This is a genomic window from Streptomyces sp. NPDC059875, from assembly GCF_042731085.1.
Lineage (GTDB): Bacteria > Actinomycetota > Actinomycetes > Streptomycetales > Streptomycetaceae > Streptomyces.
On sequence record NZ_JBHWJZ010000045.1, the window covers coordinates 31,292 to 57,843 of the forward strand.

At 71.6% G+C, this 26,552-nt stretch carries 17 protein-coding genes; 4 read left to right on the forward strand and 13 right to left on the reverse strand.

Annotated elements, in window-relative coordinates:
* Window positions 1–72: 72 nt before the first annotated feature.
* The 3 genes from ACFV9D_RS34760 to ACFV9D_RS34770 form a co-directional block, all read right to left on the reverse strand.
* Window positions 73–384, reverse strand: coding sequence for an AzlD domain-containing protein (locus tag ACFV9D_RS34760; RefSeq protein ID WP_385155537.1), 312 nt, complete (start codon window positions 382–384; stop codon window positions 73–75).
* Complete coding sequence (locus ACFV9D_RS34765) at window positions 381–1,184, reverse strand: AzlC family ABC transporter permease (protein WP_385155540.1); 804 nt, start codon at window positions 1,182–1,184, stop codon at window positions 381–383. Before ACFV9D_RS34765 ends, ACFV9D_RS34760 begins: the two co-directional genes overlap by 4 nt.
* A gap of 110 nt (window positions 1,185–1,294) precedes the next feature.
* The gene (locus ACFV9D_RS34770) at window positions 1,295–2,122 is read right to left on the reverse strand and encodes an AraC family transcriptional regulator (RefSeq protein WP_385155543.1); all 828 of its coding nucleotides are present in this window, start codon (window positions 2,120–2,122) and stop codon (window positions 1,295–1,297) included.
* 90 nt (window positions 2,123–2,212) lie between these two features.
* Between ACFV9D_RS34770 and ACFV9D_RS34775 the strand changes: the two genes are divergently transcribed.
* The 3 genes from ACFV9D_RS34775 to ACFV9D_RS34785 all read left to right on the forward strand — a co-directional run bounded on the left by ACFV9D_RS34775 (window position 2,213) and on the right by ACFV9D_RS34785 (window position 8,606).
* Complete coding sequence (locus ACFV9D_RS34775; RefSeq protein ID WP_385155546.1) at window positions 2,213–6,850, forward strand: ATP-dependent helicase; 4,638 nt, start codon at window positions 2,213–2,215, stop codon at window positions 6,848–6,850.
* Window positions 6,851–6,990: 140 nt separating this feature from the next.
* A complete protein-coding gene (locus ACFV9D_RS34780; protein ID WP_385155549.1) occupies window positions 6,991–7,809 on the forward strand; it encodes an Fpg/Nei family DNA glycosylase in 819 nt (272 codons plus the stop codon).
* A 32-nt stretch (window positions 7,810–7,841) separates the two neighbouring features.
* Window positions 7,842–8,606, forward strand: a complete 765-nt coding sequence (locus ACFV9D_RS34785) for an SDR family NAD(P)-dependent oxidoreductase (protein ID WP_385155552.1) — start codon at window positions 7,842–7,844, stop codon at window positions 8,604–8,606.
* On the opposite strand, the gene ACFV9D_RS34790 is transcribed toward ACFV9D_RS34785, so the two are convergent.
* The 10 genes from ACFV9D_RS34790 to ACFV9D_RS34835 all read right to left on the reverse strand — a co-directional run bounded on the left by ACFV9D_RS34790 (window position 8,554) and on the right by ACFV9D_RS34835 (window position 23,511).
* Window positions 8,554–8,853: a hypothetical protein gene (locus ACFV9D_RS34790; protein WP_385155555.1), complete on the reverse strand. Its 300-nt coding sequence runs from the start codon at window positions 8,851–8,853 to the stop codon at window positions 8,554–8,556. The two genes, ACFV9D_RS34785 and ACFV9D_RS34790, sit on opposite strands and share 53 nt — an antisense overlap.
* 137 nt (window positions 8,854–8,990) lie before the next feature.
* Entirely contained in the window at window positions 8,991–9,467 is a 477-nt protein-coding gene (locus tag ACFV9D_RS34795; RefSeq protein WP_385155558.1) for a Dps family protein, read from the reverse strand.
* Between the two features lie 174 nt (window positions 9,468–9,641).
* Window positions 9,642–10,025: a helix-turn-helix domain-containing protein gene (locus tag ACFV9D_RS34800; protein WP_058944287.1), complete on the reverse strand. Its 384-nt coding sequence runs from the start codon at window positions 10,023–10,025 to the stop codon at window positions 9,642–9,644.
* A gap of 109 nt (window positions 10,026–10,134) precedes the next feature.
* Window positions 10,135–10,644 carry a CinA family protein gene (locus tag ACFV9D_RS34805; protein WP_385155561.1) on the reverse strand — a complete coding sequence of 170 codons (510 nt, stop codon included), beginning with the start codon at window positions 10,642–10,644 and terminating at the stop codon, window positions 10,135–10,137.
* Window positions 10,641–11,450, reverse strand: a complete 810-nt coding sequence (pgsA, locus tag ACFV9D_RS34810; protein ID WP_385155564.1) for a CDP-diacylglycerol--glycerol-3-phosphate 3-phosphatidyltransferase — start codon at window positions 11,448–11,450, stop codon at window positions 10,641–10,643. Before pgsA ends, ACFV9D_RS34805 begins: the two co-directional genes overlap by 4 nt.
* A complete protein-coding gene (rimO, locus tag ACFV9D_RS34815; protein ID WP_385155567.1) occupies window positions 11,447–12,934 on the reverse strand; it encodes a 30S ribosomal protein S12 methylthiotransferase RimO in 1,488 nt (495 codons plus the stop codon). The genes pgsA and rimO overlap by 4 nt, the downstream gene beginning before the upstream one ends.
* A gap of 118 nt (window positions 12,935–13,052) precedes the next feature.
* Window positions 13,053–13,883 carry a helix-turn-helix domain-containing protein gene (locus tag ACFV9D_RS34820; protein ID WP_385155570.1) on the reverse strand — a complete coding sequence of 277 codons (831 nt, stop codon included), beginning with the start codon at window positions 13,881–13,883 and terminating at the stop codon, window positions 13,053–13,055.
* Between the two features lie 284 nt (window positions 13,884–14,167).
* A complete protein-coding gene (locus tag ACFV9D_RS34825; protein WP_385155573.1) occupies window positions 14,168–16,969 on the reverse strand; it encodes a DNA translocase FtsK in 2,802 nt (933 codons plus the stop codon).
* Between the two features lie 127 nt (window positions 16,970–17,096).
* Complete coding sequence (locus tag ACFV9D_RS34830) at window positions 17,097–17,768, reverse strand: two-component system response regulator (protein WP_385155576.1); 672 nt, start codon at window positions 17,766–17,768, stop codon at window positions 17,097–17,099.
* A gap of 241 nt (window positions 17,769–18,009) precedes the next feature.
* Window positions 18,010–23,511: a HAMP domain-containing protein gene (locus tag ACFV9D_RS34835; protein ID WP_385155579.1), complete on the reverse strand. Its 5,502-nt coding sequence runs from the start codon at window positions 23,509–23,511 to the stop codon at window positions 18,010–18,012.
* A 268-nt stretch (window positions 23,512–23,779) separates the two neighbouring features.
* Here ACFV9D_RS34835 and ACFV9D_RS34840 point away from each other — a divergent pair, with 268 nt between their 5' ends.
* Entirely contained in the window at window positions 23,780–26,431 is a 2,652-nt protein-coding gene (locus ACFV9D_RS34840) for a SpoIIE family protein phosphatase (protein ID WP_385155582.1), read from the forward strand.
* The last annotated feature ends 121 nt before the right edge of the window (window positions 26,432–26,552 follow it).

The window sequence follows — 26,552 nt, forward strand, 5'->3', positions numbered from 1 at the left end:
AGGGCGCGGCCCGCCCTCCGGACCACGCGCGCGTGGGGGCGACCGGTGCTCCTGAGGCTCCGCGGCCGTCCGTCACCCGCCGAGGGCCCTCGCTCCTGCCGTGACCAGCACCGCCGCCGCCACGACCACCAGGAAGGGCGCACGCAGGATGAGGGCGACGGCGGCCGCCGCGACGCCCGCCGTCCGGGCGGCGTCCAGGGTGAGGACGCCGTCGGTGCTGAAGGTCTGCTGGGCCGTGAGCGCCGCCAGCAGGGCGACCGGCAGGAGGGCCGCCAGCCGTTGGACGAGCGGACGTTCCAGGGTGTCCGCGGGCACGAGGAGCCCGACCAGTTTGACGAGGTAGCAGCCGACGACCGTGAGGCCGATCGCGATCCAGACACTCATCGGGCAGCCTCCTCATCGTTCCCACCGGAATCACCGGACTCACCGGACTCACCGGACTCACCGGACCTGCCGGTCCCACTCGTCCCGCCGGACCCGCCCATGTGGCGGCCTCGCATCCACAGCACGGCCGGTGCGGCGAGCGCCGCCAGCAGGACCGGGACACCGGCCGGGAGCACAGGCAGCAGGCCGAGGCCCAGGACGACGGCGATGCCGGCGGTGTACCGCTCCGTCGCCGTCTTGAGCATCGGGGCGAGCAGGGCGAGGAAGACCGCAGGCCCGGCCGCGTCCAGGCCCCAGGCGTCGGTGTCGCCGATGGCCTCCGCCCCGAGTGCGCCGAGCAGCGTCGTCGCGTTCCACAGCACGTACAGCGTGAGCCCGGTGGCGGTGAACCCGATCCGCGCGGCCCGCCGCGTCGGCTGCGCGAGCGCCACCGCCGCCGTCTCGTCGATCACCCAGTGGGCGGCGAAGGGCTTGGCACGGCGCGGCAGGGCGAGCAGCTGCGAGAGCCGCAGCCCGTAGAACGCGTTGCGCGTGCCCAGGAAGAACGCGCCCGCCGCGGCCGTGAACGGGTTCCCGCCCGCCGCGAGCGCCCCCACCAGCGCGAACTGCGAGGCGCCGGTGAAGACGAGCAGGCTGAGCACGCAGGTCTGGAGCAGGCTGAGTCCGGATCCCGCGGACGTCACTCCGAAGGCGAAGCCGGAGAGACCCACGGCGATCCCGACGCCGAGCGCATCGCGGACGACCGCCGAGTCCGCTTTCGCGCTCTCCCGTATGACTGGGGTTGCTGTCTGTTCTGCCACGCGAGGGACGTTACGAGCCCCATCCACCGACGGTCTTGTACGTTCTTGCACGCCGCGCTCCGACGCCGCCGCGTTCTCGCACCGTCACGCGCTCCGACGCCCCCGCGCCGCTACGTTCTGGCGCCGCGCGCCCGCTGGTACGCCCCGGGCGGGACGCCCACACTCCGCGTGAAGTGCCGGTTGAGGTGCGGCTGGTCGGTGAAGCCGACGGCCACGGCCGCCTCCGCGGGCGCCGTACCTCTGTCGAGGAGCCGCCGCGCCCGCCGTACGCGCGCGTCGGTCAGCCAGGTGTGCGGCGGCATCCCGTACGCCTCCCGGAACGCACGCAGCAGGGCGAAGGGGCTGGTGCCGAGCTCGGCGGCGAGCCGTTCCAGCGTCGGCGGGTCGGCCATCCGCTCCTCGAGGACGGCACGCGCGCGTGCCGCGTCGCGTGCGCCCGCCGAGCGTGGGGCGAGCGGCGTGAGCCGGCCCCCGTGGCTGCGCAGCATCCTCGCCGTGACCAGCCGCAGCAGGCTGTCGGCGGCGAGCGCGTTGCCCTCCTCGGCGGCCCGGTGGACCCCGATGAGCAGCTGTGCGGCGTACGGGTCGTCCACGACGGGTGTGGTGAAGCCGACGGATCCGCGCAGTGCGGTCGTGTCGGCCGCGATCGACCGGATCAGCTCCGCGTCCGGGTAGATCGTGCGGTAGGTCCAGCCCTCGGGGACGCCCGCCTGCCCGGTGTGCGGGGTGTCGGGGTTGACCAGGGCGATCTGCCCGGGCCCCGCCTGCACGAGTTCGTCGCGGTAGTGGAAGGCCTCGACACCTTCCGTGATGGCCGCGAAGACGAAGGTCTCGTGGGTGTGCCGGGCGAAGGCCTTGCGGACGTAGTGGGCGTGCAGCAGGTCGACTCCGGGCAGCTCCGGATACTGCCAGTACCGCGCCCGCTCCCCACTCGCCATGTCTCCATTCTGCGCCACCGCCCGCTCCGCCATCGTGCGGGTTTCCCCAGGTCCCGGCGGTTGTCAGTGGCGGGGTGCACGATGGGTGGCATGGTCAGGTCTGCGCTCGACTCCTTCTCCCCCGCGACCCGCGGCTGGTTCACCGGGGCCTTCCACGCGCCCACCTCGGCGCAGGAGGGTGCCTGGCAGGCCATCGGCGCGGGTTCGGACGTGCTGGTGGTCGCGCCGACCGGTTCCGGCAAGACCCTGGCCGCCTTCCTCGCCTCCCTGGACCAGCTGGCCTCCACCCCGCCACCCGCGGAGCCGAAGAAGCGCTGCCGGGTGCTGTACGTCTCCCCGCTGAAGGCGCTCGCCGTCGACGTCGAGCGCAATCTGCGCTCCCCACTGACCGGTATCCGCCAGGAGTCGGTCCGGCTCGGTCTCCCGGAGCCGGACGTACGGGTCGGCATCCGCTCCGGCGACACCCCGCCCGCCGAGCGCCGCGGGCTGGCCACGAAGCCGCCGGACATCCTGATCACGACCCCCGAATCGCTGTTCCTGATGCTGACCTCCGCCACGCGCGAGGCGCTGTCCGGGATCGAGACGGTGATCCTGGACGAGGTCCACGCGGTCGCCGGGACCAAGCGCGGCGCCCATCTCGCGCTGTCCCTGGAGCGGCTCGACGAGCTCCTGCCCCGCCCGGCCCGTCGTATCGGCCTCTCGGCGACGGTCCGCCCGGTCGACGAGGTGGCCCGCTATCTCTCCCCGCAGCGCAAGGTGGAGATCGTCCAGCCGCCGTCCGGCAAGGAGTTCGACCTGTCGGTGGTCGTCCCGGTCGAGGACATGGGCGAGCTGGGAGGCTCCCCGGCCTCCGAGGGGACGGACGGCGGGGACAAGCCGTCGATCTGGCCCCATGTCGAGGAGCGGATCGCCGACCTGGTCCAGGCCCACCGCTCCACCATCGTGTTCGCCAACTCGCGCCGGCTCGCCGAGCGACTGTGCAACCGCCTCAACGAGATCGCGTACGAGCGTGCCACCGGCGAGGCACTCCCCGACACCTCCCCGCCCGCCGAGATCATGGCCCAGTCCGGTGCCGCGCAGGGCACCCCCGCGCTGCTCGCCCGCGCCCACCACGGCTCGGTGTCCAAGGAGCAGCGCGCCCAGGTCGAGGAGGACCTCAAGGCGGGCCGGCTGCCCGCCGTGGTGGCCACCTCCAGCCTGGAGCTGGGCATCGACATGGGCGCGGTGGACCTGGTCGTGCAGGTCGAGTCGCCGCCGTCGGTCGCGTCCGGTCTCCAGCGGGTGGGCCGTGCCGGGCACCAGGTCGGCGCCGTCTCCACAGGCGTGGTGTTCCCCAAGTACCGCGGCGACCTGGTCCAGGCGGCCGTGGTCACCGAGCGGATGCGCAGCGGCTCGATCGAGTCGATGCGCATCCCGGCGAACCCGCTGGACGTGCTCGCGCAACAGCTGGTCGCGATGGTCGCCCTGGACACCTGGCAGGTGGACGACCTGCTGGCGACGGTCCGGCGGGCCGCGCCGTTCGCCTCGCTGCCCGAGTCCGCGTTCACCGCGGTCCTGGACATGCTGGCCGGCCGCTACCCCTCGGACGCGTTCGCCGAGCTGCGCCCACGCGTCGTCTGGGACCGGGTCACGGGGACGGTCACCGGCCGCCCGGGCGCACAGCGGCTCGCCGTCACCTCGGGCGGCACGATCCCCGACCGCGGCCTCTTCGGGGTCTTCCTCGCGGGCGCCGACCCCAAGAAGGGCGGTGGCCGAGTCGGCGAGCTGGACGAGGAGATGGTGTACGAGTCCCGGGTCGGCGACGTCTTCACGCTGGGCACGACGTCCTGGCGGATCGAGGACATCACCCGGGACCGGGTCCTGGTCTCCCCCGCTCCGGGCGTGCCGGGCCGGCTGCCGTTCTGGAAGGGCGACCAGCTGGGCCGCCCGCTCGAACTGGGTCGTGCGGTGGGCGCGTTCCTCCGCGAGGTCGGTTCGCTGGAGACCGAGGACGCGCGGCTGCGGCTGGTCGCCGCGGGCCTGGACGCCTGGGCCGCCGACAACGTCCTGGCGTATCTGGACGAGCAGCGCCAGGCCTGCGGTCATGTGCCGGACGACCGCACGATCCTGGTGGAGCGGTTCCGGGACGAGCTCGGCGACTGGCGGGTCGTCATCCACTCCCCCTTCGGCGCCCAGGTGCACGCCCCGTGGGCGCTGGCCCTGGGCGCCCGGCTCGCCGAGCGCTACGGCATGGACGCCCAGGTCATGCACGCGGACGACGGGATCGTGCTGCGGCTGCCGGACGCCGACCTGATGGGACTGGACCTCCTCGACCAGGAGCCGGTGAGCCCTGACCGGCACTTCGACACGACGTACGACTCCGACCAGGCCCCGATCGGTGCGGCGGACGCCCTCTTCGACAAGGGCGAGATCGGGCAGATCGTCACCGACCAGGTCGGCGGCTCGGCCCTGTTCGCGTCCCGCTTCCGCGAGTGCGCCGCGCGGGCCCTGCTGCTGCCCAAGCGCAATCCGGGCAAGCGCACCCCGCTCTGGCAGCAGCGCCAGCGGGCCGCCCAACTGCTCCAGGTGGCAAGCGAGTTCGGTTCGTTCCCGATCGTTCTGGAAGCCGTCCGCGAATGCCTCCAGGACGTCTTCGACGTCCCCGGGCTCCAAGAGCTGATGGGCGACATCGAGTCCCGCCGGGTCCGCCTGGTCGAGGTGACCACCCCCGAGCCGTCCCCCTTCGCCCGCTCCCTGCTCTTCGGCTATGTCGCCCAGTTCCTGTACGAGGGCGACTCCCCGCTCGCCGAGCGGCGGGCCGCCGCCCTCTCGTTGGACTCCCGCCTCCTGGCCGAGCTGCTCGGCCAGGCGGAGCTGCGCGAGCTGCTGGACGCGGAGGTGCTGACCGAGCTGGAGCGGGAGCTCCAGTGGCTCACGGAGGACCGCCGGATCAAGGACGTGGAGGGCGTCGCCGACGCGCTGCGGGTGCTCGGCCCGCTCACCGAGACGGAGTTGACCGAGCGCGGCGGCGAGCCCGCATGGGTCCACGAGCTGGGAGCCGCACGACGGGCCATCCGGGTCCGGATCGGCGGCGCCGAGCACTGGGCGGCGATCGAGGACGCGGGCCGGCTACGGGACGCGCTCGGCACCGCCCTCCCGGTAGGGGTTCCGGAGGCGTTCACGGAGCCGGTCAAGGACCCCCTGGGCGATCTTCTGGCCCGCCACGCGCGCACGCACGGCCCGTTCACCTCCTCCGCGGCCGCCGCCCGCTTCGGCCTCGGCCCGGCCGTCACCGACGGCGCCCTTCAGCGCCTCGCCGCCGCCGGCCGGGTCGTCCAGGGCGAGTTCCATCCCTCGGGCATCGGCCAGGAGTGGTGCGATGCCGCCGTGCTGCGCCGCCTGCGCCGCCGCTCGCTCGCCGCGCTGCGACACGAATTGGAGCCCGTACCGCCGGCCGCGCTCGCCACGTTCCTGCCGCAATGGCAGCACCTCGGGAGCAACAGCCTGCGCGGGATCGACGGACTGGCCCGTGCCGTGGAGCAGTTGCAGGGCGCGCCCGTACCGGCCTCGGCCCTGGAGAAGCTGATCCTGCCGTCCCGGGTCAGGGACTACTCCCCCGCCCTGCTCGACGAGCTGACCACGACCGGCGAGGTCGTCTGGGCCGGCGCCGGCGCCCTGCCCGGCAAGGACGGCTGGATCTCCCTCTACCTCGCCGACGCGGCGCCCCTGCTGCTGCCGCCCCCGCATCCGCTGGAGACCACGGCGCTCCACGAGTCGGTGCTGACCGCCCTGACCGGCGGATACGGCCTGTTCTTCCGTCAGATCGCCGACCAGGTGCGGGCCACCACCCACCCGGACGCCACCGATCCCCAACTCGCCGACGCGGTGTGGGATCTGGCCTGGTCGGGGCGGCTCACCAACGACACCCTCGCCCCGCTGCGCTCGCTCCTGGGCTCGGGCCGTACGGCGGGGTCCACGGCCCACCGCGCCAAGCGCACGGTCCCGCGCGGCCGTTACGGCGCGCTCACCGCGGCCGCCCGGCCCGCCTCACGGACCGGACCTCCCACCGTCAGCGGCCGCTGGTCGCTGCTGCCGCCCGCCGAGCCCGAGCCGACCCACCGCGCCCACGCCCTGGCCCGCACGCTGCTGGACCGGCACGGCGTGGTCACCCGGGGCGCGGTGGCCGCCGAAGGCGTCGAGGGCGGCTTCTCGGCCACGTACCGGATCCTGTCCGCCTTCGAGGACAGCGGGCAGGCCCGCCGCGGCTACGTGGTGGAGGGGCTGGGCGCCGCCCAGTTCGCGATGGACGGAGCCGTCGACCGGCTGCGCGCGGCGGCGACCGCCCGGGACCGCGGCGTGGAGGCGGGCGCGGGCCCGCGCGCGGTGGTCCTGGCGGCGGCCGACCCGGCCAACGCGTACGGGGCGGCGCTGCCCTGGCCCGAGCCGCCGACCGGCGCGGGGCACAAGCCCGGTCGCAAGGCCGGCTCGATGGTCGTCCTGGTCGACGGGGAGCTGACGCTCTACATGGAGCGCGGCGGGAAGACCCTGCTGTCCTGGCCGGCCGACCCGGACGACCCGGCGCTGAGAGCCGCGGCCGAGTCGCTGGCCGCGGCCGCCCTCGCGGGATCCCTGGGCACGGTCACGGTGGAGCGGGTCAACGGGGCCGCGGCCCTCACCTCCCCGCTCGCCCGCTCGCTGGAGGCCGCCGGCTTCCACGCCACCCCCAGAGGACTCCGCCTCCGCCCGTAGCACCCGCGCCCGCCCCGGCGCCATCACGCCGCCCCGTACCCCGCCCCGTCCCGTCCCGCGCCATCACCCCGTCCCGCACCCCACCCGGCGGTCCACCGCCCCGCCCCCGTGCTCCCGCCCGGTCCCGCATCATGGATGCCATGCCCGAAGGAGACACCGTCTGGCAGGTCACCCGTCGCCTGCACGCCGCGCTCGCCGGACGCGTCGTGACCCGGTCGGATCTGCGCGTGCCCCGATTCGCCACGGCCGATCTGACCGGCCGCACGGTCCTGGACGTGACCCCACGCGGCAAGCACCTGCTCACCCGTTTCGACGGCGGCCTGACCCTCCACTCGCATCTACGGATGGAGGGCGCGTGGCAGGTGTACGCCACCGGTGAGCGCTGGCGGGGCGGCCCCGCCCACCAGATCCGGGCGATCCTGGGCAACGAGGAGCAGACCGCCGTCGGCTACCGCCTGCCCGTCCTCGAACTGATCCGCACCGCCGACGAGCACGACGCCGTGGGCCACCTCGGTCCGGACCTGCTGGGTCCGGACTGGGACCCGGCGGAGGCCGTCCGCAGGCTCACCGCCGATCCGGCCCGCCCTCTCGGCGAGGCGCTCCTGGACCAGCGAAATCTCGCGGGCATCGGCAATGTCTACAAATCGGAGCTGGCCTTCCTCGCCGCTGTCACCCCGTGGCTCCCGGTCGGCGAGCTCCCGCCCGGCGTCCCCGAGCGGCTCGTCGCCACCGCCCACCGCCTCCTCGACGCGAACAAGGACCGCCCCGAACGCCGCACGACCACGACCCGGCATCCCGGGCAACCTCTCTACGTCTACGGCCGCAGGAACCACCCCTGTCTGCGCTGCGGCGCCCCCATCAAAAGGGCCGAGCTCGGCGAGCGCGTCTCCTACTGGTGCCCCGGCTGCCAGAAGGGCCCCTCAGGTGGCCCCACCGACCAATCCTCCCCCGCCAATTGACGGACCGTCAGATACGGTCGTACGGTCCGGTCATGGCCCTCACGGCGTACGACCTCACCGGCCGCACCGCGTTCGTCACCGGCGCCGCGAGCGGGATCGGCCGCGCGACCGCCGCGCTCCTCGCTGAGGCGGGCGCCACCGTCCACTGCGCGGATCTCGACGAACCTGGCCTCCGCGGGACCGCGGAACTCGTCGAGGAACGGGGCGGCACCGCGCACACCCACACCCTCGACGTCACCGACCGCGCCGCCCTCGCCGCCGCCGTCGCGAGCGCGGGCCCGCTGCACGCGATGGCGGCCGTCGCCGGAATCATGCACACGAGCACGGTTCTGGACACCCGGGACGAGGACCTGGACCGCGTTCTCGCGGTCAACTTCAAAGGGGTCCTCTACGCCTGCCAGGAGGCGGCCCGCTCGATGATCGCGACCGGCACCCGCGGCTCCATCGTCACGATGGCCTCGGGCGCAATGGACACCGCGAGTCCGGGCCTGCTCTGCTACAGCGTCACCAAGGCCGCCGTCGTGCAGCTGACCAAGACCCTGGCCACCGAGGTCGGACCGCACGGCATCCGGGTCAACGCGGTCGCCCCGGGCTGGATCCGCACCCCCATGACCGACCGTCACGAGCCCGCGGCGCAGCAGCAGGCGGAGGCGGCCATGGTCCGGCACTCCCCCCTGGGCCGGGTGGGCGAGCCGGAGGACATCGCACACGCGGTCCTCCACCTCGCCTCCGACGCTGCGTCGTTCACGACGGGTCAGATCCTCCGCCCCAACGGCGGGGTCGCGATGCCGTGGTGACCTGTGCGCCCCCCTTGCCCTCCACGGCCCGGCCGACACGCGCCCGACCGCCCACGGTGGCGGACGCCGTCACGTGCACCGGCAGCAGACTCAGCCCCCAGCCACCGGCCGCGACCGCCCCCTCCACCAGCCCCGACTGCTCCGGGACCAGCACCAGTCGCAGCACCGCCCACCACCACAGCCCGCCGGCCGCCAGCCCGCCCGCGATCCACGCGAGCGTCACCAGCGGAACCCGTCGCCGTACCATGGCCGCCTCCTCCGGTCGACGCTAGACCGGGCGTATCACGCGGTGGGAGGGCGCACCGGAGGCAGAACCGGCGCACGCCGAACACGACAAGCACGGCGAGCACCGGAAATACGGTGCGCGATGCACCCGCGCCACGCCTAGGCGCTCTCTGCTTGGAACATCCACGCATGCTTCTCGAGGTCGGCCGTCAGACCGATGAGCACGTCCTGGCTGACCGGATCGGGCCCGCCCGTCACCTCGATGCGCTCCCTCATCCGTACGATCACCGCGCCGAGCGACTCGACCAGGATCCGCACGGCGTCCCCGTCCTTGATCCACCCGTCGGGTACGGGCACGGTGCCGATCGCGCTCGTCGACGCGACCGTCGCGGATCGCCCGTCCGGGGTCACGCCGATCGCCGATGCGCGCTCGGCCACGACATCGGAGTGCTGACGCGCGGTGACCACGACCTCGTCGAGCTGCAGATGGACGGAGCGGAAGCGGGGTCCGACCACGTTCCAGTGCACCTGCTTGGCGACCAGGGCGAGATCGACCAGGTCGACGAGCGCGCCCTGCAGGGCGCCGCCGACCGTCTTGAGGTCGGCGTCGGACAGGGAGCTCTTCACGACAGACATGCGGAATCTCCAACCAGTCGTACGTTCCTCCCCACCATGGCACGAACCCACAAAGCCGGGCATCTCGGACGAACTGGCCCGGGCTCCCACACGGACCGGACCCGGCACAGAGACGACGAAAGCCCCGGCCGGTGCCCGTACTGGACACCACCCGGGGCTTTCGCCCACTTCGGTTCAGGCAGCGACGACGTCGACCGCTTCCGCGGGCGCCTTGATGGTCACCCGCTCGGTGGGCACACCTGCCACCGACGTCACCGACACCGAATTGAGCCTCGGGCGTACCGGTGCGGGCACCGGTTCGCTCGCCGCTGCCGACTCGGCCAGTTCGGCCAGCGACAGCTCGTCGCTCACTTCGCGCATGAGCTCGGACATCCGTACGTCAAGCGCGTCGCAGATCGCGGAGAGCAGCTCGGAGGAAGCCTCCTTCTGCCCCCGCTCCACCTCGGAGAGATAGCCGAGCGAAACTCGGGCGGACGAGGAGACTTCGCGCAGAGTACGGCCCTGGCGCTGGCGCTGCCGACGCAGCACGTCACCCAGCAGGCGACGGAGCAGAATCATCGGTGGCTCCCTCCTCGGACCGCGTAGCCGCATCCTTCACGCCCCACCGTACCGCCTCGCGCTGCGGCCGTGCGGGGAGCGATGTCGTGTTCACTCAGGGCTGCAAACATCAATTCCCCCCGTTCTGTTCCGTATCCTGTGCCCGCTCATTTCCCGAGAGTTCGTCGACGAGCAGCTCCAGCACGCTCCGTACACTCTCTCTACGGATTTCCGCACGGCCGCCGTTCAACCGCAATGCGGCCACTTTCCCGGCCCCCACGGGTCCCGCCACGGCCACGTACACCGTCCCGACGGGCTGTCCGTCCTGGGGTTCGGGCCCGGCGACGCCGGTCGTCGCGACCCCCCAGTCGGCACCCAGGCGCAGGCGTGCACCCGCCGCCATCTGCAGCGCGACCTCGGGATCGACGGCGCCGCGCTCCCCCAGAAGGGTCTCGTCGACCCCCAGGATTTCGTGCTTGAGGGTCGTGGCATACGCCGTGACGGACCCGCGGAAGCTTTTCGATGCTCCAGGTACCGCAGTGAGCTCCGCGGCCACCAGACCGCCCGTGAGGGACTCCGCGGCGGCCACGGTGTGACCACGCTCCGCGAGCAGCTCCAGAACCCGGGCGGCTTCCTTCATCGCGCCGACCCCGCCGCCGGCCCCTTCGCGGACGCCCCGGACGCCCCTCCCGTCTCGGGTGCCCGGCCTTCCGGCCCCGCCGCGGGCCCCGGAACGGACTCCCCGCCGGACCCACCGGACCCGCCGGGTTCACCGGATCCGCCGGGCCCGTCGGCCTTCGCGGCCCGCTCCGCCGCCAACCCCCTGCGTCGCAGGACGATCGCCTCTCGCACATAGTCCAGAGCGGTGACGACCGTCAGCACGACGGCGACCGCCATCACCCAGAAGCGCAACGTGGCGAGTGGACCGGTGAGCACCAGCACATACATGCCGACCGCCGTGCCCTGCGCAAGCGTCTTCACCTTGCCGCCGCGGCTGGCCGGAATCACCCCGTGCCGGATCACCCAGAACCGCATCAGCGTGATGCCCAGCTCACGCGCGAGGATCACGGCCGTCACCCACCAGGGCAGGTCCCCGAGCGACGACAGACAGATCAGTCCGGCCGCCATGATCGCCTTGTCGGCGATCGGGTCGGCGATCTTCCCGAAGTCCGTGACCAGGTTGTACGCCCGTGCCAGATGGCCGTCGAAGACGTCCGTGATCATGGCGACGGCGAAGGCGGCCCATGCCCACGCGCGCCAGACCGGGTCGTGCCCGCCGTCCTGGAGCAGCAGCACCACGAAGCCGGGCACGAGCACCAGGCGGATCATGGTGAGGATGTTCGCGATGTTCCAGAGGCTGGCCTGATTGACGGCCGCAGTGCCCAGCTTGCCGCCGGGCGCGGGCCTACCGGTCCCGCCCGTCGCGGATGCCGGCACTCCGGTCATCTGCCCGCCTCCTCGAAAAGACACTCGGCCACCAGGTCGACGCCTTCCGTTCCCACGACCTTGGCCACGACCATACGGCCGGGAACGAGGTCGCGGCTCGCCTCGGAGTCCGTGATGACGACCTGGCCGTCGGTCTCGGGCGCCTGGTGGGCCGCCCGGCCGATCACGCCGTCCTCGTCGTCGATGGATTCGACGAGTACTTCCAGGGTCTCTCCGATCCGCTCCTGCGCACGCTGGGCGGTGAGCTCCTCGGCGAGCCGCGAGAGGTGGGCGAGCCGCTCGTCGACGACCTCCTGGTCGAGCTTGTGCTCGTAGGTGGCGGCTTCCGTGCCGTCCTCGTCGGAGTAGCCGAAGACGCCGATGGCGTCGAGCCGCGCGTGGGTGATGAAGCGTTCCAGCTCGGCGAAGTCCGCCTCGGTCTCGCCGGGGAAGCCGACGATGAAGTTGGACCGGGCGCCGGCCGTCGGGGCCTTCCCCCGGATCGTGTCCAGGAGCTCCAGGAAGCGGTCCGTGTCGCCGAAGCGGCGCATGGCCCGCAGCACGTCCGGGGCGCTGTGCTGGAAGGACAGGTCGAAGTACGGGGCGACCTTCTCGGTCGACGTGAGGACGTCGATGAGGCCCGGCCGCATCTCGGCGGGCTGGAGGTAGCTGACGCGGACCCGCTCGATGCCGTCGACGGCCGCGAGGTCGGGCAGCAGGCTCTCCAGGAGGCGGATGTCGCCCAGGTCCTTGCCGTAGGAGGTGTTGTTCTCGGAGACCAGCATGATCTCCTTCACCCCCTGCTCGGCGAGCCAGCGCGTCTCGTTCAGGACGTCGGAGGGCCGCCGCGAGACGAAGGAGCCGCGGAAGGACGGGATGGCGCAGAAGGAGCAGCGGCGGTCGCAGCCGGAGGCGAGCTTCACCGAGGCGACGGGGCTGCGGTCCAGCCGGCGGCGCAGCGGGGCGCGCGGGCCGGAGGCCGGGGCGAGCCCGTCGGGAAGGTCGGCCGGCACGTTCTCGGGCGCCTCGACGGCGCCGTGGCCCGGAAGGGCGACCTCGGCGGCGGCCTGCTGCCGCTCCACCGGGGACAGCGGGAGCAGCTTGCGCCGGTCGCGCGGGGTGTGGGCCTCCACGCTGCCACCGCTGAGGATGGTCTGGAGCCGCCCGGAGATGTCGGCGTAGTCGTCGAAGCCGAGCACGCCGTCGGCTTCGGGCAGGGCGTCGGCGAGCTCCTTGCCGTACCGCTCGGCCATGCAGCCGACCGCGACGACGGCCTGGGTCTTGCCGTGATCCTTCAGATCATTGGCTTCGAGGAGGGCGTCGACGGAGTCCTTCTTGGCGGCTTCGACGAATCCGCAGGTGTTGACGACGGCGACATCGGCGTCCGCGGCGTTCTCGACGAGCTCCCAGCCGTCCGCTGCCAAGCGGCCTGCGAGCTCCTCCGAGTCCACCTCGTTACGGGCGCAGCCAAGAGTGACAAGGGCGACGGTACGGCGTTCGGGCATGGACTCAAGACTACTTCGTCCTGGCCGTACCCCCGCCGCGCAGGGTTCACCTGCGCGACGGTCGGCGTGTAACCGGGTGGTGGCCCGGTGTGCAGGCCGTGGTGGCCCGGTGTACGGCTCAGCCGGCCTCGGGGTCGCCCTTGGCGTAGGAGAGCCGCTCCACGGCACCGGACTCGAACTTGTCCTGGATCTTCTTGCCGTTGACGTAGAGCTCGATCGGGCCGGCGTTGCCGAGGATCAGGTCGACGCGCTCGTCGTCCTGGAAGGTCTTGGACTCGCCCTCGAGGAGGAGGCCGTCGAAGAGCAGCTTTCCGTCGCTCGCCTTGGCGGAGATCCAGCTCTTGTCGTCGATCGCGGTCAGCTTGACCGTGACCTTGTCCTTCGGGACGGCGGCGATGGCGCTGTTGGTGGGCGCCGGCTTGGTGGTCTTGGTCGGCTTCGAGGTGGGGGTGGTGGTCTTCTTCTCGGGGGCCGGGCCCTCGGCCACGGCGCCGCCGGTGGTCGTCGCGTCGGTCCCGTTGAACATCGTGAAGCCGACGAAGCCGACGACCGCGACGATCGCGGCCACCATGGCGGCGGTCCAGTTGGGCCGACGCGGCTCGGGGCGGATACGTTCCGCCTCGAAGAGGGGTGCGGCGGGCGTGGGCGCGGGCCGACCGCCGTGATCGGCGTCGTACTGCTCGATCAGCGACGCGGGATCGAGTCCCACGGCACGCGCGAGCGTACGGATGTGCCCGCGGGCGTAGACATCGCCACCGCAGCGCGAGAAGTCGTCCTCCTCGATCGCGTGAACGATCGGGATGCGGACCCGCGTGGAGGCACTGACCTCGTCGACGGTGAGACCGGCGGCGATCCGGGCCTGCTGGAGAGCACGACCGATCGAATCCCGGTCGTCTGCCGGGAAGTTCCGGTCGTCTTCGGGGGATTCGGGGGAGTTGCCGATGGACACGAGAGCGCCTTTCGAGCGTGTAACCACCTGCTGGACGTTCAGTCTATGGGTGGTACGAAAGGGTGGGGCAACCGGGCGGAGCTGTTTGTACGCCATGAGGCTGGGACATCCTTCTGTCCCTCCCTCCAACTTGACGTACGCCCAAGGGAAACGGTTGCCCCCGTTCCCTTACGGGTGAGTCTCGACCCGGTCTCGTTATGGGAAGGCTTCCCCGCGGACCACACCTGATGCCCAGCGGTCACGCCTCCGATGCCCCGCGGTTCACGCCTCCGATGCCTCGCGGTTCACGCTTCCGATTCCCCGCGGATGACGGCCAGTACCCCGTCCAGCTCATCCGGCTTGACGAGCACGTCGCGCGCCTTGGACCCCTCGCTCGGCCCGACGATGTTCCGCGACTCCATCAGGTCCATCAGGCGACCGGCCTTGGCGAACCCGACGCGCAGCTTGCGCTGGAGCATCGAGGTCGAGCCGAACTGGGTCGAGACGACCAGCTCCGCGGCCTGGCACAGCAGGTCGAGGTCGTCGCCGATCTCCTCGTCGATCTCCTTCTTCTGCTTGGTTCCGACGGTGACGTCGTCCCGGAAGACCGGCGCCATCTGGTCCTTGCAGTGCTGGACGACGGCCGCGACCTCGGCCTCGGTGACGAAGGCGCCCTGCATGCGGACGGGCTTGTTCGCGCCCATCGGCAGGAACAGACCGTCACCCTTTCCGATGAGCTTCTCGGCTCCGGGCTGGTCGAGGATGACCCGGCTGTCGGCGAGCGAGGAGGTCGCAAAAGCGAGCCGCGAGGGCACGTTCGCCTTGATCAGACCGGTGACGACGTCCACCGATGGCCGCTGGGTGGCGAGCACCAGATGAATGCCGGCGGCGCGGGCCAACTGGGTGATGCGGACGATGGCGTCCTCGACGTCCCGCGGCGCGACCATCATCAGGTCGGCCAGCTCGTCCACGATCACCAGCAGGTACGGATAGGTCTTGAGCTCGCGCTCGCTGCCCTCGGGCAGCTTGACCTTGCCGTTGCGGATGGCCTCGTTGAAGTCGTCGATGTGCCGGAAGCCGAAGGCCGCCAGGTCGTCGTAGCGCAGGTCCATCTCGCGCACGACCCACTGCAGGGCCTCGGCGGCCCGCTTCGGGTTGGTGATGATCGGCGTGATCAGGTGCGGGATGCCCTCGTACGCGGTGAGCTCGACCCGCTTGGGGTCGACGAGCACCATCCGGACGTCCTCGGGGGTCGCTCTTATCATGATCGACGTGATCAGGCAGTTGATGCACGAGGACTTTCCGGAGCCCGTGGCGCCGGCGACCAGGACGTGCGGCATCTTCGCCAGGTTGGCCATCTCGTAGCCGCCCTCGACGTTCTTGCCGAGCGCGACCAGCATCGGGTGGTCGTCCTCGGCCGCGGCGGCCAGCCGCAGCACGTCGCCGAGGTTGACCATCTCGCGGTCGGAGTTCGGGATCTCGATACCGACCGCGGACTTGCCGGGGATCGGCGAGATGATCCGCACGTCCGGGGAGGCCACGGCGTACGCGATGTTCTTCGTCAGGGCCGTGATCTTCTCGACCTTCACGGCCGGGCCGAGCTCGACCTCGTATCGCGTGACCGTCGGCCCGCGGGTGAAGCCGGTGACGGCCGCGTCGACCTTGAACTCGGTGAAGACGTTGGAGAGCGCGTCCACGACCGCGTCGTTCGCCGCGCTGCGCGTCTTGCCCGGGCCGCCGCGCTCCAGCAGGTCGAGCGAGGGCAGGGCGTACGTGATGTCCCCGGAGAGCTGCAGCTGCTCCGCGCGCGGCGGCAGCTCGCTGTGCTCGGGGGCCGGCTTGGTCAGATCCGGTACGGCTCCGGGGATGCGCCCGGCCTTCTCGCCGCGGGCGGTCGGCAGCGGGGCGGCGGGCGGCGCCTCGCCGGCTTCGGCGGCCGCCGCGGCGGCCGCGGCCAGGGCGGCGGCCCGCTCGGCGGTGACGTCCCGGGTCAGATCGGCGACCAGCGGGGAGGGCGGCATCCCGTTGAGCACGGCGCCGTCCAGGGCGGCGGCCGCCGCCGCGGCGACGTCCACCGCGTCCATGGGCCGGTCGAAGGCGGGCTGCACCGAGGGGCGGCGCGGGCGGCTGCGCCGGGTGAGCGCCTCCTCCTCGGCCCGGTCGACGTCGTACACCTGGGCGGGTCCGGGGGTCCCGCGCCGGGAGCGGGCGGCGGGCTGTGCGGTGGCCTCGCGCCAGTCCTCCTCGTACCCCTCCTCGGCGGCCTCGGGGTCGTACGCGGGCTCGACGAGGCCGAGCTTGGCGCCGAGGGTGCGCAGCCGCTGCGGGATGGCGTTGACGGGGGTGGCCGTGACGACGAGGAGCCCGAAGATCGTGAGCAGCACCAGCAGGGGTACGGCGAGGACCTCGCCCATCGTGAAGACGAGCGGCTTGGACGCGGCCCAGCCGATGAGCCCGCCGGCGTCCTGCATGGCCTTGGTGCCCTCGCCGCGTCCCGGGGAGCCGCAGGCGATGTGGACCTGCCCGAGCACGCCGATGACGAGGGCGGAGAGGCCGATGACGACCCGGCCGTTGGCCTCGGGCTTCTCCGGGTAGAGGATCAGCCGGATGCCGATGGCACCCAGCAGCAGCGGTACGAGCAGGTCGAGGCGGCCGAAGGCGCCGGTGACGAGCATCTCCACGAGGTCGCCGACGGGGCCGCGCAGATTGGACCAGGTCCCGGCGGCGACGATCAGCGCGACACCGAGCAGCAGCAGCGCCATGCCGTCCTTGCGGTGCGCCGGGTCGAGACCCTTCGCTCCGCGCCCTATCCCCCGGAACATCGCCCCGACACCGTGCGCGAGGCCGAGCCACAGACCACGGGCCAGCCGGTAGACGCCCCCGGTCGGGGACGGCGCGGGCCTGGGCGCGGCCTTCTTCGCCGCGGTCTTCTTGGCGGGAGCGCGCTTCGCGGGCGCGGCCTTCTTGGCCGCGGTCTTCTTCGCGGCGGGCTTGGCGGGCGACTTCGCGGACGCCGCCTTCTTCGCGGCGCCCGACGTACGGCCGGCGCGCGGCTTCGCGGTGCCCGCCGTGCCCTGGGAACCTTTGCCGGACGTACGTGAGGCCATGATGCTGAGGTTACCGGTGTGAGCGGCGTCGGACACGTGCGCGTCCGGGCTCACCCGTTCGTGTCGTGCTTACCGGGGCACGAAACTGACGCCCATTCACCGCGGGCGCCCGATCGATGACGATATGTCAGCTCTGCGAGGGGAGTACGGGCGGACCGCTGGTGCCCGGCTCCAGGGCGTCGAGGGCCCGCCGCAGCCCGGTGAGCTTGCGCTCCAGATGGGCGGCGGTGGCGACGGCCGCGGCGTCGGCCGAGTCGTCGTCGAGCTGCTTGGACAGCGCCTCGGCCTGCTCCTCCACCGCGGCGAGGCGGGCGGAGAGCTCGGCGAGCAGTCCGGCCGACTCCTTGGCGTGGCCGCCGTGGCCACCCTCGAGCTGGAGCCGGAGCAGCGCGGCCTGCTCGCGCAGCTGACAGTTCTTCATGTACAGCTCGACGAAGACCGAGACCTTGGCGCGCAGCACCCACGGGTCGAAGGGCTTCGAGATGTAGTCGACCGCACCTGCGGCGTAACCACGGAAGGTGTGGTGCGGACCGTGGTTGATCGCGGTGAGGAAGATGATCGGGATGTCCCGGGTCCGCTCGCGCCGCTTGATGTGCGCGGCGGTCTCGAATCCATCCATTCCAGGCATCTGGACATCCAGCAGAATGACCGCGAAGTCGTCGGTCAGCAGCGCCTTGAGCGCTTCCTCCCCGGACGATGCCCGCACCAGCGTCTGATCGAGCGCGGAGAGAATGGCCTCCAGCGCCAGCAGATTCTCCGGCCGGTCATCGACCAGGAGGATCTTGGCCTTCTGCACCATGCCCCGTCCTCCTCGCCCCGGCATCGGCTCTCCCCGACTCGCCGAGCCGGGGGAAGCACCGGGCGCCGCCCCAGAAGACGACTCCCATGCGCCGTCCGTCCTTGTGCCGGTCATGGTAGCCGCACCCCGCCTGTCGCCACACCCTGTCACCGCGATGTCACTGTGCACGTAGCAGAAACGCGGTGAGAGACCAGAAGGTTCCCCGAATATCGCGCTCTCACACGCCCTCGGCGACAGTCCGTCAACAACCTCCGGTTCCGTTTCCGCGCATCCACTCTTCCATCACGGAGAGCAGGTGATCGGGGTCGACGGGCTTGGTGACGTAGTCGGAGGCGCCCGACTCGATGGCCTTCTCCCGGTCGCCCTTCATCGCCTTCGCCGTGAGCGCGATGATCGGCAGCCCGGCGAACTGCGGCATCCGCCGGATCGCGGTCGTCGTCGCGTATCCGTCCATCTCGGGCATCATGATGTCCATCAGAACAACCGTCACATCGTCGTGCTGCTCCAGGACCTCGATGCCCTCCCGGCCGTTCTCGGCGTACAGCACCGCCAGACCGTGCTGCTCCAGGACGCTGGTGAGCGCGAAGACGTTGCGGATGTCGTCGTCGACGATCAGCACCTTCTCGCCGCCGAAGGAGAACGTACGGCGCGGCTCGGCATCCGCCCGGTCGTCGGCCGCCGTCTGCTCGGTCTGACCGGTCCGGCCTGGCTGGCCCGGCAGCGCCGCCCGCGCGTCCACCCCGGCCTGCGACGTCTTGCGGCGGTGCCGGAACAGCGCGCCCGCGCCGGAGCGCAGATCGGCCGCCAGGGGGGCGGGAGCGTAGTGCGCGGTCACGTCGTCCGGACCGGCCTCCAGACCCGACTGCGGGTCCATCGCACCCGGCTCCCCCTGCCCGTACCCGTGCGGCGGCAGCTCGCTCGGGCTCAGCGGCAGATAGAGGGTGAACGTCGAGCCGCGGCCCGGCTCGCTCGCCGCGTAGATCTCACCGCCGAGCAGCCGCGCGATCTCGCGGCTGATGGAGAGCCCCAGACCCGTACCGCCGTACTTGCGGCTGGTCGTCCCGTCGGCCTGCTTGAACGCCTCGAAGATGACCCGCATCTTGCCCGCCGCGATCCCGATGCCGGTGTCCGTGACCGAGAAAGCGATCAGCTCGGCCTCCGGGTCGCGCAGCGAACCGGCCTCCAGAAGCTGCTCGCGGATCGACTGCGGCACATCCGTCCCGGCCGGCCGGATGACCAGCTCCACCGCGCCGGTGTCGGTGAACTTCACCGCGTTGGACAGCAGGTTGCGCAGCACCTGCAGCAGCCGCTGCTCGTCGGTGTGCAGCGTGGCGGGCAGCTCGGGCGAGACCCGGACCGAGAAGTCGAGCCCCTTCTCCGCGGTGAGCGGCCGGAACGTCGCCTCGACGTAGTCGACGAGCTGCACCAGCGCGATACGGGTCGGGGAGACGTCCATCTTGCCCGCCTCGACCTTGGACAGGTCGAGGATGTCGTTGATCAGCTGGAGCAGGTCGGAGCCCGCGCCGTGGATCGTCTCGGCGAACTCCACCTGCTTGGGCGAGAGGTTGGTGTCCGCGTTGTCGGCGAGCAGCTTGGCCAGGATCAGCAGCGAGTTGAGCGGGGTGCGCAGCTCGTGCGACATGTTGGCCAGGAACTCGGACTTGTACCGCATGGAGACGGCGAGCTGTTCGGCCCGCTCCTCCAGAACCTGCCGGGCCTCCTCGATCTCGGTGTTCTTCACCTCGATGTCCCGGTTCTGCCGGGCGAGCAGCTCGGCCTTCTCCTCCAGCTCGGCGTTGGAGCCCTGAAGCTCCTTCTGCCGGTGCTCCAGCTCGGCCGAGCGCTCCCGCAGCTGCTCGGTCAGCTCCTGCGACTGCTGGAGCAGCACCTCGGTCTTGGTGTTGACGCTGATGGTGTTGACGGTGGTCGCGATCAGCTCGGCGAGCTGGTTGAGGAAGTCCCGCTGGATCTGCGTGAACGGCTGGAAGGAAGCCAGCTCGATCACCCCGAGGACCTTCCCCTCGAAGAGGACGGGGAGCACGATCACATGCGCCGGTGCCGCCTCGCCGAGCCCGGAGGAGATCTTCAGATAGCCCGGCGGCACGTTGACCTGGATCGTCCGCTTCTCCTCGGCCGCCGTCCCGATCAGCGTCTCGCCGGGGCGGAAGGACGTGGGCATGGACCCGGCCGAGTACCCGTAACTGCCGCGCATCCGCAGCTCGTACGCGCCCTCCCCCTGCCCGCCGAGTTCGGCGCTGCCGGTCGCGGAGCCGGTCGGCATCGCCACGAAGAAGGCACCGTGCTGGGCGGAGACGACCGGGGTCAGCTCGCTCATGATGAGCGAGGCGACGTCGTCCAGGTCGCGCCGGCCCTGCATCAGACCGGAGATGCGGGCCAGGTTGCCCTTGAGCCAGTCCTGCTCCTCGTTGGCGAGGGTGGTGTCGCGCAGGTTGGCGATCATGGTGTTGATGTTGTCCTGGAGGGCCTGGATCTCGCCCGCCGCGTCCACACCGTCGATCTTCAGGTTGAGGTCGCCGCGGGTCACCGCGGTGGCGACGGCCGCGATCGCGCGCACCTGCCGGGTCAGGTTCCCGGCCATCTCGTTCACGGACTCGGTCAGGTCCCGCCAGGTGCCGTCGACGTCCCGGACCCGCGCCTGGCCGCCGAGCTGTCCGTCCGTACCCACCTCGCGGGCCACACGCGTGACCTCCTCGGCGAAGTTGGACAGCTGGTCGACCATCGTGTTGATGGTGTTCTTCAGCTCCTGGATCTCGCCGCGCGCGTCGATGTCGATCTTCTTGGTGAGATCGCCCTTGGCGATGGCGGTGGTGACCGTCGCGATCTGGCGCACCTGACCGGTCAGGTTCGACGCCATCGAGTTCACCGACTCGGTCAGGTCCTTCCACGTGCCGGAGACGCCCGGAACCCGCGCCTGGCCGCCCAGTTCGCCTTCCGTACCCACCTCGCGGGCGACTCGCGTCACCTCGTCCGCGAACGACGACAGGGTCGTCACCATCGTGTTGACGGTGTCGGCGAGCTCGGCGACCTCGCCGCGCGCCTCGACCGTCACCTTCTTCGTCAGATCGCCGTTGGCGACGGCCGCGGAGACCCGGGAGATGTTCCGCACCTGACTGGTCAGGTTGTTGGCCATCAGGTTGACGTTGTCGCTCAGGTCCTTCCAGGTGCCAGTGACGCCTCGCACCCGCGCCTGCCCGCCGAGGATGCCTTCCGTACCCACCTCGCGGGCGACTCGCGTCACCTCGTCCGCGAAGTTCGACAGCTGGTCGACCATCGTGTTGACGGTCGTCACCAGCTCCAGGATCTCGCCCTTGGCGTCGACGGTGATCTTCTTCGACAGATCGCCCTTGGCGACCGCCGTCGTGACCTCGGCGATGTTGCGCACCTGAGAGGTCAGGTTGTTCGCCATGAAGTTCACGGACTGGGTGAGGTCCTTCCAGGTGCCGGAGACCCCCTGCACCTCGGCCTGACCGCCCAGGATGCCCTCCGTACCCACCTCGCGGGCCACCCGGGTCACCTGCTCCGCGAAGCTGGAGAGCTGGTCGACCATCGTGTTGAGGGTGTTCTTCAGCTCCAGGATCTCGCCGCGCGCGTCCACGTCGATCTTCTGCGACAGGTCACCGCGCGCCACCGCAGTGGCGACCTGCGCGATGTTACGGACCTGGGCGGTGAGGTTCCCGGCCATGCCGTTCACCGAGTCGGTCAGATCGCGCCACACACCGGCGACGCCCGGCACCTGCGCCTGACCGCCGAGCCGGCCGTCCGTACCCACCTCACGGGCCACCCGGGTCACCTGCTCCGCGAAGGCGGACAGCTGGTCGACCATCGTGTTGATGGTGTTCTTCAGCTCCAGGATCTCGCCGCGCGCGTCCACGTCGATCTTCTGCGACAGATCACCACGCGCCACCGCCGTCGTCACCTGGGCGATCTGGCGCACCTGCGACGTCAGGTTGCCGGCCATGAAGTTGACGGAGTCGGTGAGCTCCTTCCACGTACCCGAGACGCCGTCGACCCGGGCCTGACCGCCGAGGCGGCCCTCCGTGCCCACGTCCCTGGCCATCCTCGTCACCTGGTCGGCGAAGGAGGAGAGCTGCGACACCATCGTGTTGACGGTGTTCTTCAGCTCCAGCATCTCGCCCGCGACGTCGACGGTGACCTTCTGCGACAGATCGCCGTTGGCGACCGCCGTCGTCACCTGCGCGATGTCCCGCACCTGACCCGTCAGGTTGCGGAACGCCGTGTTCACCGAGTCCGTGAGGTCCTTCCACGTACCCGCCGCACCCGGCACCTCCGCCTGCCCGCCGAGCAGACCCTCGACGCCGACCTCCCGCGCGACCCGGGTCACCTCGGAACCGAACGCGGACAGCTGGTCGACCATCGTGTTGACGGTCTTCTTCAGCTCCAGCATCTCGCCGGCCACGTCGACGGTGACCTTCTGCGACAGATCGCCGTTGGCGACCGCCGTCGTCACCTGCGCGATGTCCCGCACCTGCGTGGTGATGTTCCGGAAGACCGTGTTGACCGAATCGGTCAGGTCCTTCCACGTACCCGCCGCACCCGGCACCTGCGCCTGCCCGCCGAGCAGACCCTGCGCGCCGACCTCGCCGGACACGCGCGTCACCTCGTCGGCGAACGTCCGCAGCGTCTCGGTCATCTGGTTGATGGTGTCCGCGAGTTGGGCGACCTCGCCGCGCGCGCTCACCGTGACCTTCTGCGACAGATCGCCGTTGGCGACCGCCGTCGTCACCTCGGCGATACCCCTCACCTGATTGGTGAGATTTCCCGCCATCGTGTTGACGGAGTCGGTGAGGTCCTTCCAGACACCCGCGACCCCGGCCACCTCGGCCTGGCCACCCAGCTCCCCCTCGGTGCCCACCTCACGCGCGACACGGGTCACCTCGGAGGAGAACGAGGACAGCTGATCCACCATCGTGTTGACGGTGTTCTTCAGCTCCAGCATCTCGCCGGCCACATGCGCCGTGACCTTCCGCGACAGATCGCCCTTGGCGACCGCCGTCGTCACGAGAGCAATGTCACGCACCTGCGCCGTCAGCCGGTACGCCATGGTGTTGACCGAATCAGTGAGATCCTTCCACGAACCGGACATACCGCGCACCTGGGCCTGCCCGCCCAGCTTTCCCTCGGTACCGACCTCCAGCGCGACCCGCGTCACCTCGTCCGTGAACGCCGACAGCTGGTCGACCAGGTTGTTCACGGTCCGCGCGACCTTCAGGAACTCCCCACGCAGCGGCCGCGCGGCCCCGTCCGGCCCGTCCGAACGCAAGTCCATCCGCTGGTCGAGATCGCCCTCGGCCACCGCCGAGAGGACCCGCCCCACCTCCGACACAGGCCGCGTCATGTCGTCGACCAACGCGTTCGCGGCCTCGATCGCCGCAGCCCAGGTGCCCTCACTGGCCCCCGCCTCGAGCCGCTCGGACAGCTTGCCCTCGCGCCCCACCATGCGCCGCACCCGCGACAACTCGCCGGTCAGATGCATCTGCCGGTCGGCGACCTCGTTGAAGACGGCGCAGATCTCCGTCATCAGACCGTCGCCGGACACCGTCAGCCGCTTGCGGAAATTCCCGTCCCGCATCGAGACCAGAGCAGCGAGCAGCCGCTCCATGGCCGCTGCGTCCACCTGCACCGTCCCACCACTCCGGGACCGCCCGCCCTTCGCGCGCGTGCCGCTGATGCTGCCGCGCCGCGCCGCCGTGCCAGACTCCACCGTGTCCCTCCCGAAGGGGTTGACCGAACTGCCCGGGCCGTCACCACAAGCCTGCCCAGTGTTTCACCGCAGCCGAACCCGGCCATAACAGTTCGGCGACTTCGCATAGCGTCCCCGCCCTCGGGGGACGGAAACAGTGGTGACCGGCATCCGCTCGGACAGCGAAGGTAAGTAACCTGGCATCCGGCTGTCCAACCGCCCCGGTCCGCCCGGCGGGGGTGGGGTGGCGCGAAGACGACCACCGGGCAGCGGGAGGGGCAGACCGACCATGGCGGAGCCGGGCGTCGAGACGCGTACGAGGAGTTCTGTGATCACCGCGCGGGCGGCTGCCACCTTCGACCCCGTCGGGCGGTCCGTCGCGACCGCCCGCGCCTTCGTCCGGGACACCCTCCAGGGGTGGGGGTACGCCGAGGTCGTCGACGACGCCGTCGTCCTCACCAGCGAACTCGTCACGAACGCGGTCATCCACGCCGGCACCGCAGCCGACGTCCTGTGCCTGCGCAGCGACGACGGAGTCCGCGTCGAGGTCGCCGACCACTACCCCGAGCGCGAGATCCCCGTCCAGGGCGGCCGCACGCTCGCCCACCCCGACCGGGAGAACGGCCGGGGCCTGCTCCTGTGCGCCGCCCTCGCCACCCGCTGGGGCGTCGAGTACACCCCCACGCACAAACATGTCTGGTTCCAGCTCGACCTGCCCGAGCGTGCCATCGGCACCCGCTCCGCGGGCCCGGTCCTCCCGGACGCCCTCCTCCCGGTCACGGACGCCCGCGTCCGCGTCGCCGTCGCCCAGATCGACCGCGCCGGCGCCATCACCGCCTGGAACGAGGACGCCGAAGAACTCTTCGGCTACAGCGCCGAGCAGGTCACCGGCAAGCCCCTCGGCGACCTCGCCGCCTGGCCGCACACCCCCGGCATCGGCACCGGCCTCGTCGAAGCCCTCCGGCTCTCCCGCTGGGAAGGCAGCTACGGCATCCGCTGCGCCGACGGCCGGGTCATCCCCGTGTACGCCTCCCATCTGCGCGTCCGCGACGCCGAAGGCGAGCCGTCCACGGTCTGCCTCCTCGTACGGGAGTACGAGCGGGCGGTCCTCCAGACCCCGCAGCGCCCCGCGGTCTCCGACTCCGGCGCCGAGAGCCGCACCACCGACCCCTTCGAGGTCTTCATCGGCTCCCCCGCCCCGGACGACCTCGACGGCCTCCTCCAGCGCACCGTGGAGCGCGCACGCGACATGCTCGACGGCGACTCCGCCTTCCTGCTCCTCGCCACGGACGACGAGACCGAGCTGGAGGTACGAGCCACCACCGGCCTCCCCTCCGCGCGCCAGCGGTTCGCCCGCGTCCCCGTCGAGACCGGCGCCAGCCGCTACGGCTCCGCCCGCATGCCGGCCGTCCACGAGGACCTGGCCGCCGTCCCCGGCGCGGTACCCCTCCTCGAGGGCACCGGGATGCGCTCCGTCGTCACCGTGCCCCTGAAGGTCGAAGGCCGCCTCACCGGCTCCCTCGGCGTCGCCGCCGAAAGCTCAAACCGTTACTCCAACGAGGAGGCCCTGCGCCTCCAGTTCGCCGCGGACCGCATCGCGCTCGCCGTCGAATCGGCCCGCCTCGGCGAGCTCGAACGCCTCCGCCGCGGCTCCCTCAGCTTCCTCGTCGAGGCCTCCGACCTCCTGGCCGGCACCCTCGACCGCGACCAAACCCTGGCCCTGATGGCCCAGATGACGGTCCCGACCCTGGCCACCTGGTGCGCCGTCTACACGATCGCCGACCAAGTCTCGGAGCCGTACCTCTCGTACGTCCTCCACGAGGACGAGGACCGCATCGACGGACTGAAGGCCCTCCTGTCGTCCATCGCCCCGCCCGACCCGGTGCCCACCCCCGGCGCCCGCGTCTGGGCCGCCCCGGGCGAGGCCGCCCACCGGGCCGCCCTCTCCACCTCGCTGCGCGAACTGGGCGGTACGGGCGGCCCGTTGTCCTCCGGCATCGACACCACGCTCGCGACCGCGGCCGTCGTCGGCGGGGAGACCGTGGTCCTGCCGCTCGTGGCCCGCAACCGCGTCATCGGCATGCTCACCCTGGGCAAGCCGTCCGACGACCACTTCCGCCAGGAGATCCTGGAGCTCGCGGAGGATCTCTCCCGCCGAGCGGCGCTGGCCCTCGACAACGCCCGCCTCTATTCGGAGCGCATGGCGATCAGTCAGTCCCTCCAGCGCAGTCTGCTGCCGCCCGGCCTCCCGGACATCCCCGGTGTCGAGGTGGACGTCATCTACCGCGCGGCCGGCGAGGGCAACGAGGTCGGCGGCGACTTCTACGACCTCTTCCCGATCCGCGACAACGCCTACGGCTTCGCGATCGGCGACGTCTGCGGTACGGGCCCGGAAGCCGCGGCCGTCACGGGCCTGGCCCGGCACGCCCTGCGCCTACTGGCCCGCGAGGGCTTCGGCGGCCCGGCGGTCCTGGAACGGCTCAACGCCGCGATCCTCGACGAGGGCGCCCGCAGCCGCTTCCTGACGCTGCTGTACGGCGAGTTGTGGCCGCAGGAGGACGGCTCGGCCATCCTCAAGGTCGTCTGCGCCGGCCACCCGCTGCCGCTCCGCCTGCGCCAGGACGGCACGGTCGTCCCCGCAGCCGATCCCCAGCCCCTCCTGGGCGTCCTCGACGACCTGGAGCTGTACGAGCAGACCATCACGCTCGACCCGGGCGACGTCCTGCTCTGCGTCACCGACGGCGTCACCGAACGCCGCGAGGGCACCCGGATGCTCGGCGACGACGGCCTGATCGAGGTCCTCAAGACCTGTACGGGCCTGACAGCCGGCGCGGTAGCCGCCCGCATCCTGCGCGCGGTCGAACGCTTCGCCCAGGAGCCCGCCTCCGACGACATGGCCATCCTGGCAATGCGCCTCCCGGAGCCCCTCGCCGGCGACTGACATCGGGGCGGGGGGGCGGCCGACCAAGGCGGGGTGGCGCCCCCCGCCCGAGCGGGCGGGGGCCGAAAAAAAAAAATGGCCCCCCCCGGTGGCGGGGGGCGTGGTGGTTTAGGGGGGGCCC

Coding starts and splice junctions, on each gene's coding strand:
- ACFV9D_RS34760 (WP_385155537.1), bottom strand. CDS start 384: ATGAGTGTCTGGATCGCGATCGGCCTCACGGTCGTCGGCTGCTACCTC.
- ACFV9D_RS34770 (WP_385155543.1), bottom strand. CDS start 2,122: ATGGCGAGTGGGGAGCGGGCGCGGTACTGGCAGTATCCGGAGCTGCCC.
- ACFV9D_RS34775 (WP_385155546.1), top strand. CDS start 2,213: ATGGTCAGGTCTGCGCTCGACTCCTTCTCCCCCGCGACCCGCGGCTGG.
- ACFV9D_RS34780 (WP_385155549.1), top strand. CDS start 6,991: ATGCCCGAAGGAGACACCGTCTGGCAGGTCACCCGTCGCCTGCACGCC.
- ACFV9D_RS34785 (WP_385155552.1), top strand. CDS start 7,842: ATGGCCCTCACGGCGTACGACCTCACCGGCCGCACCGCGTTCGTCACC.
- ACFV9D_RS34790 (WP_385155555.1), bottom strand. CDS start 8,853: ATGGTACGGCGACGGGTTCCGCTGGTGACGCTCGCGTGGATCGCGGGC.
- ACFV9D_RS34795 (WP_385155558.1), bottom strand. CDS start 9,467: ATGTCTGTCGTGAAGAGCTCCCTGTCCGACGCCGACCTCAAGACGGTC.
- ACFV9D_RS34800 (WP_058944287.1), bottom strand. CDS start 10,025: ATGATTCTGCTCCGTCGCCTGCTGGGTGACGTGCTGCGTCGGCAGCGC.
- ACFV9D_RS34805 (WP_385155561.1), bottom strand. CDS start 10,644: ATGAAGGAAGCCGCCCGGGTTCTGGAGCTGCTCGCGGAGCGTGGTCAC.
- pgsA (WP_385155564.1), bottom strand. CDS start 11,450: ATGACCGGAGTGCCGGCATCCGCGACGGGCGGGACCGGTAGGCCCGCG.
- rimO (WP_385155567.1), bottom strand. CDS start 12,934: ATGCCCGAACGCCGTACCGTCGCCCTTGTCACTCTTGGCTGCGCCCGT.
- ACFV9D_RS34825 (WP_385155573.1), bottom strand. CDS start 16,969: ATGGCCTCACGTACGTCCGGCAAAGGTTCCCAGGGCACGGCGGGCACC.
- ACFV9D_RS34830 (WP_385155576.1), bottom strand. CDS start 17,768: ATGGTGCAGAAGGCCAAGATCCTCCTGGTCGATGACCGGCCGGAGAAT.
- ACFV9D_RS34840 (WP_385155582.1), top strand. CDS start 23,780: ATGGCGGAGCCGGGCGTCGAGACGCGTACGAGGAGTTCTGTGATCACC.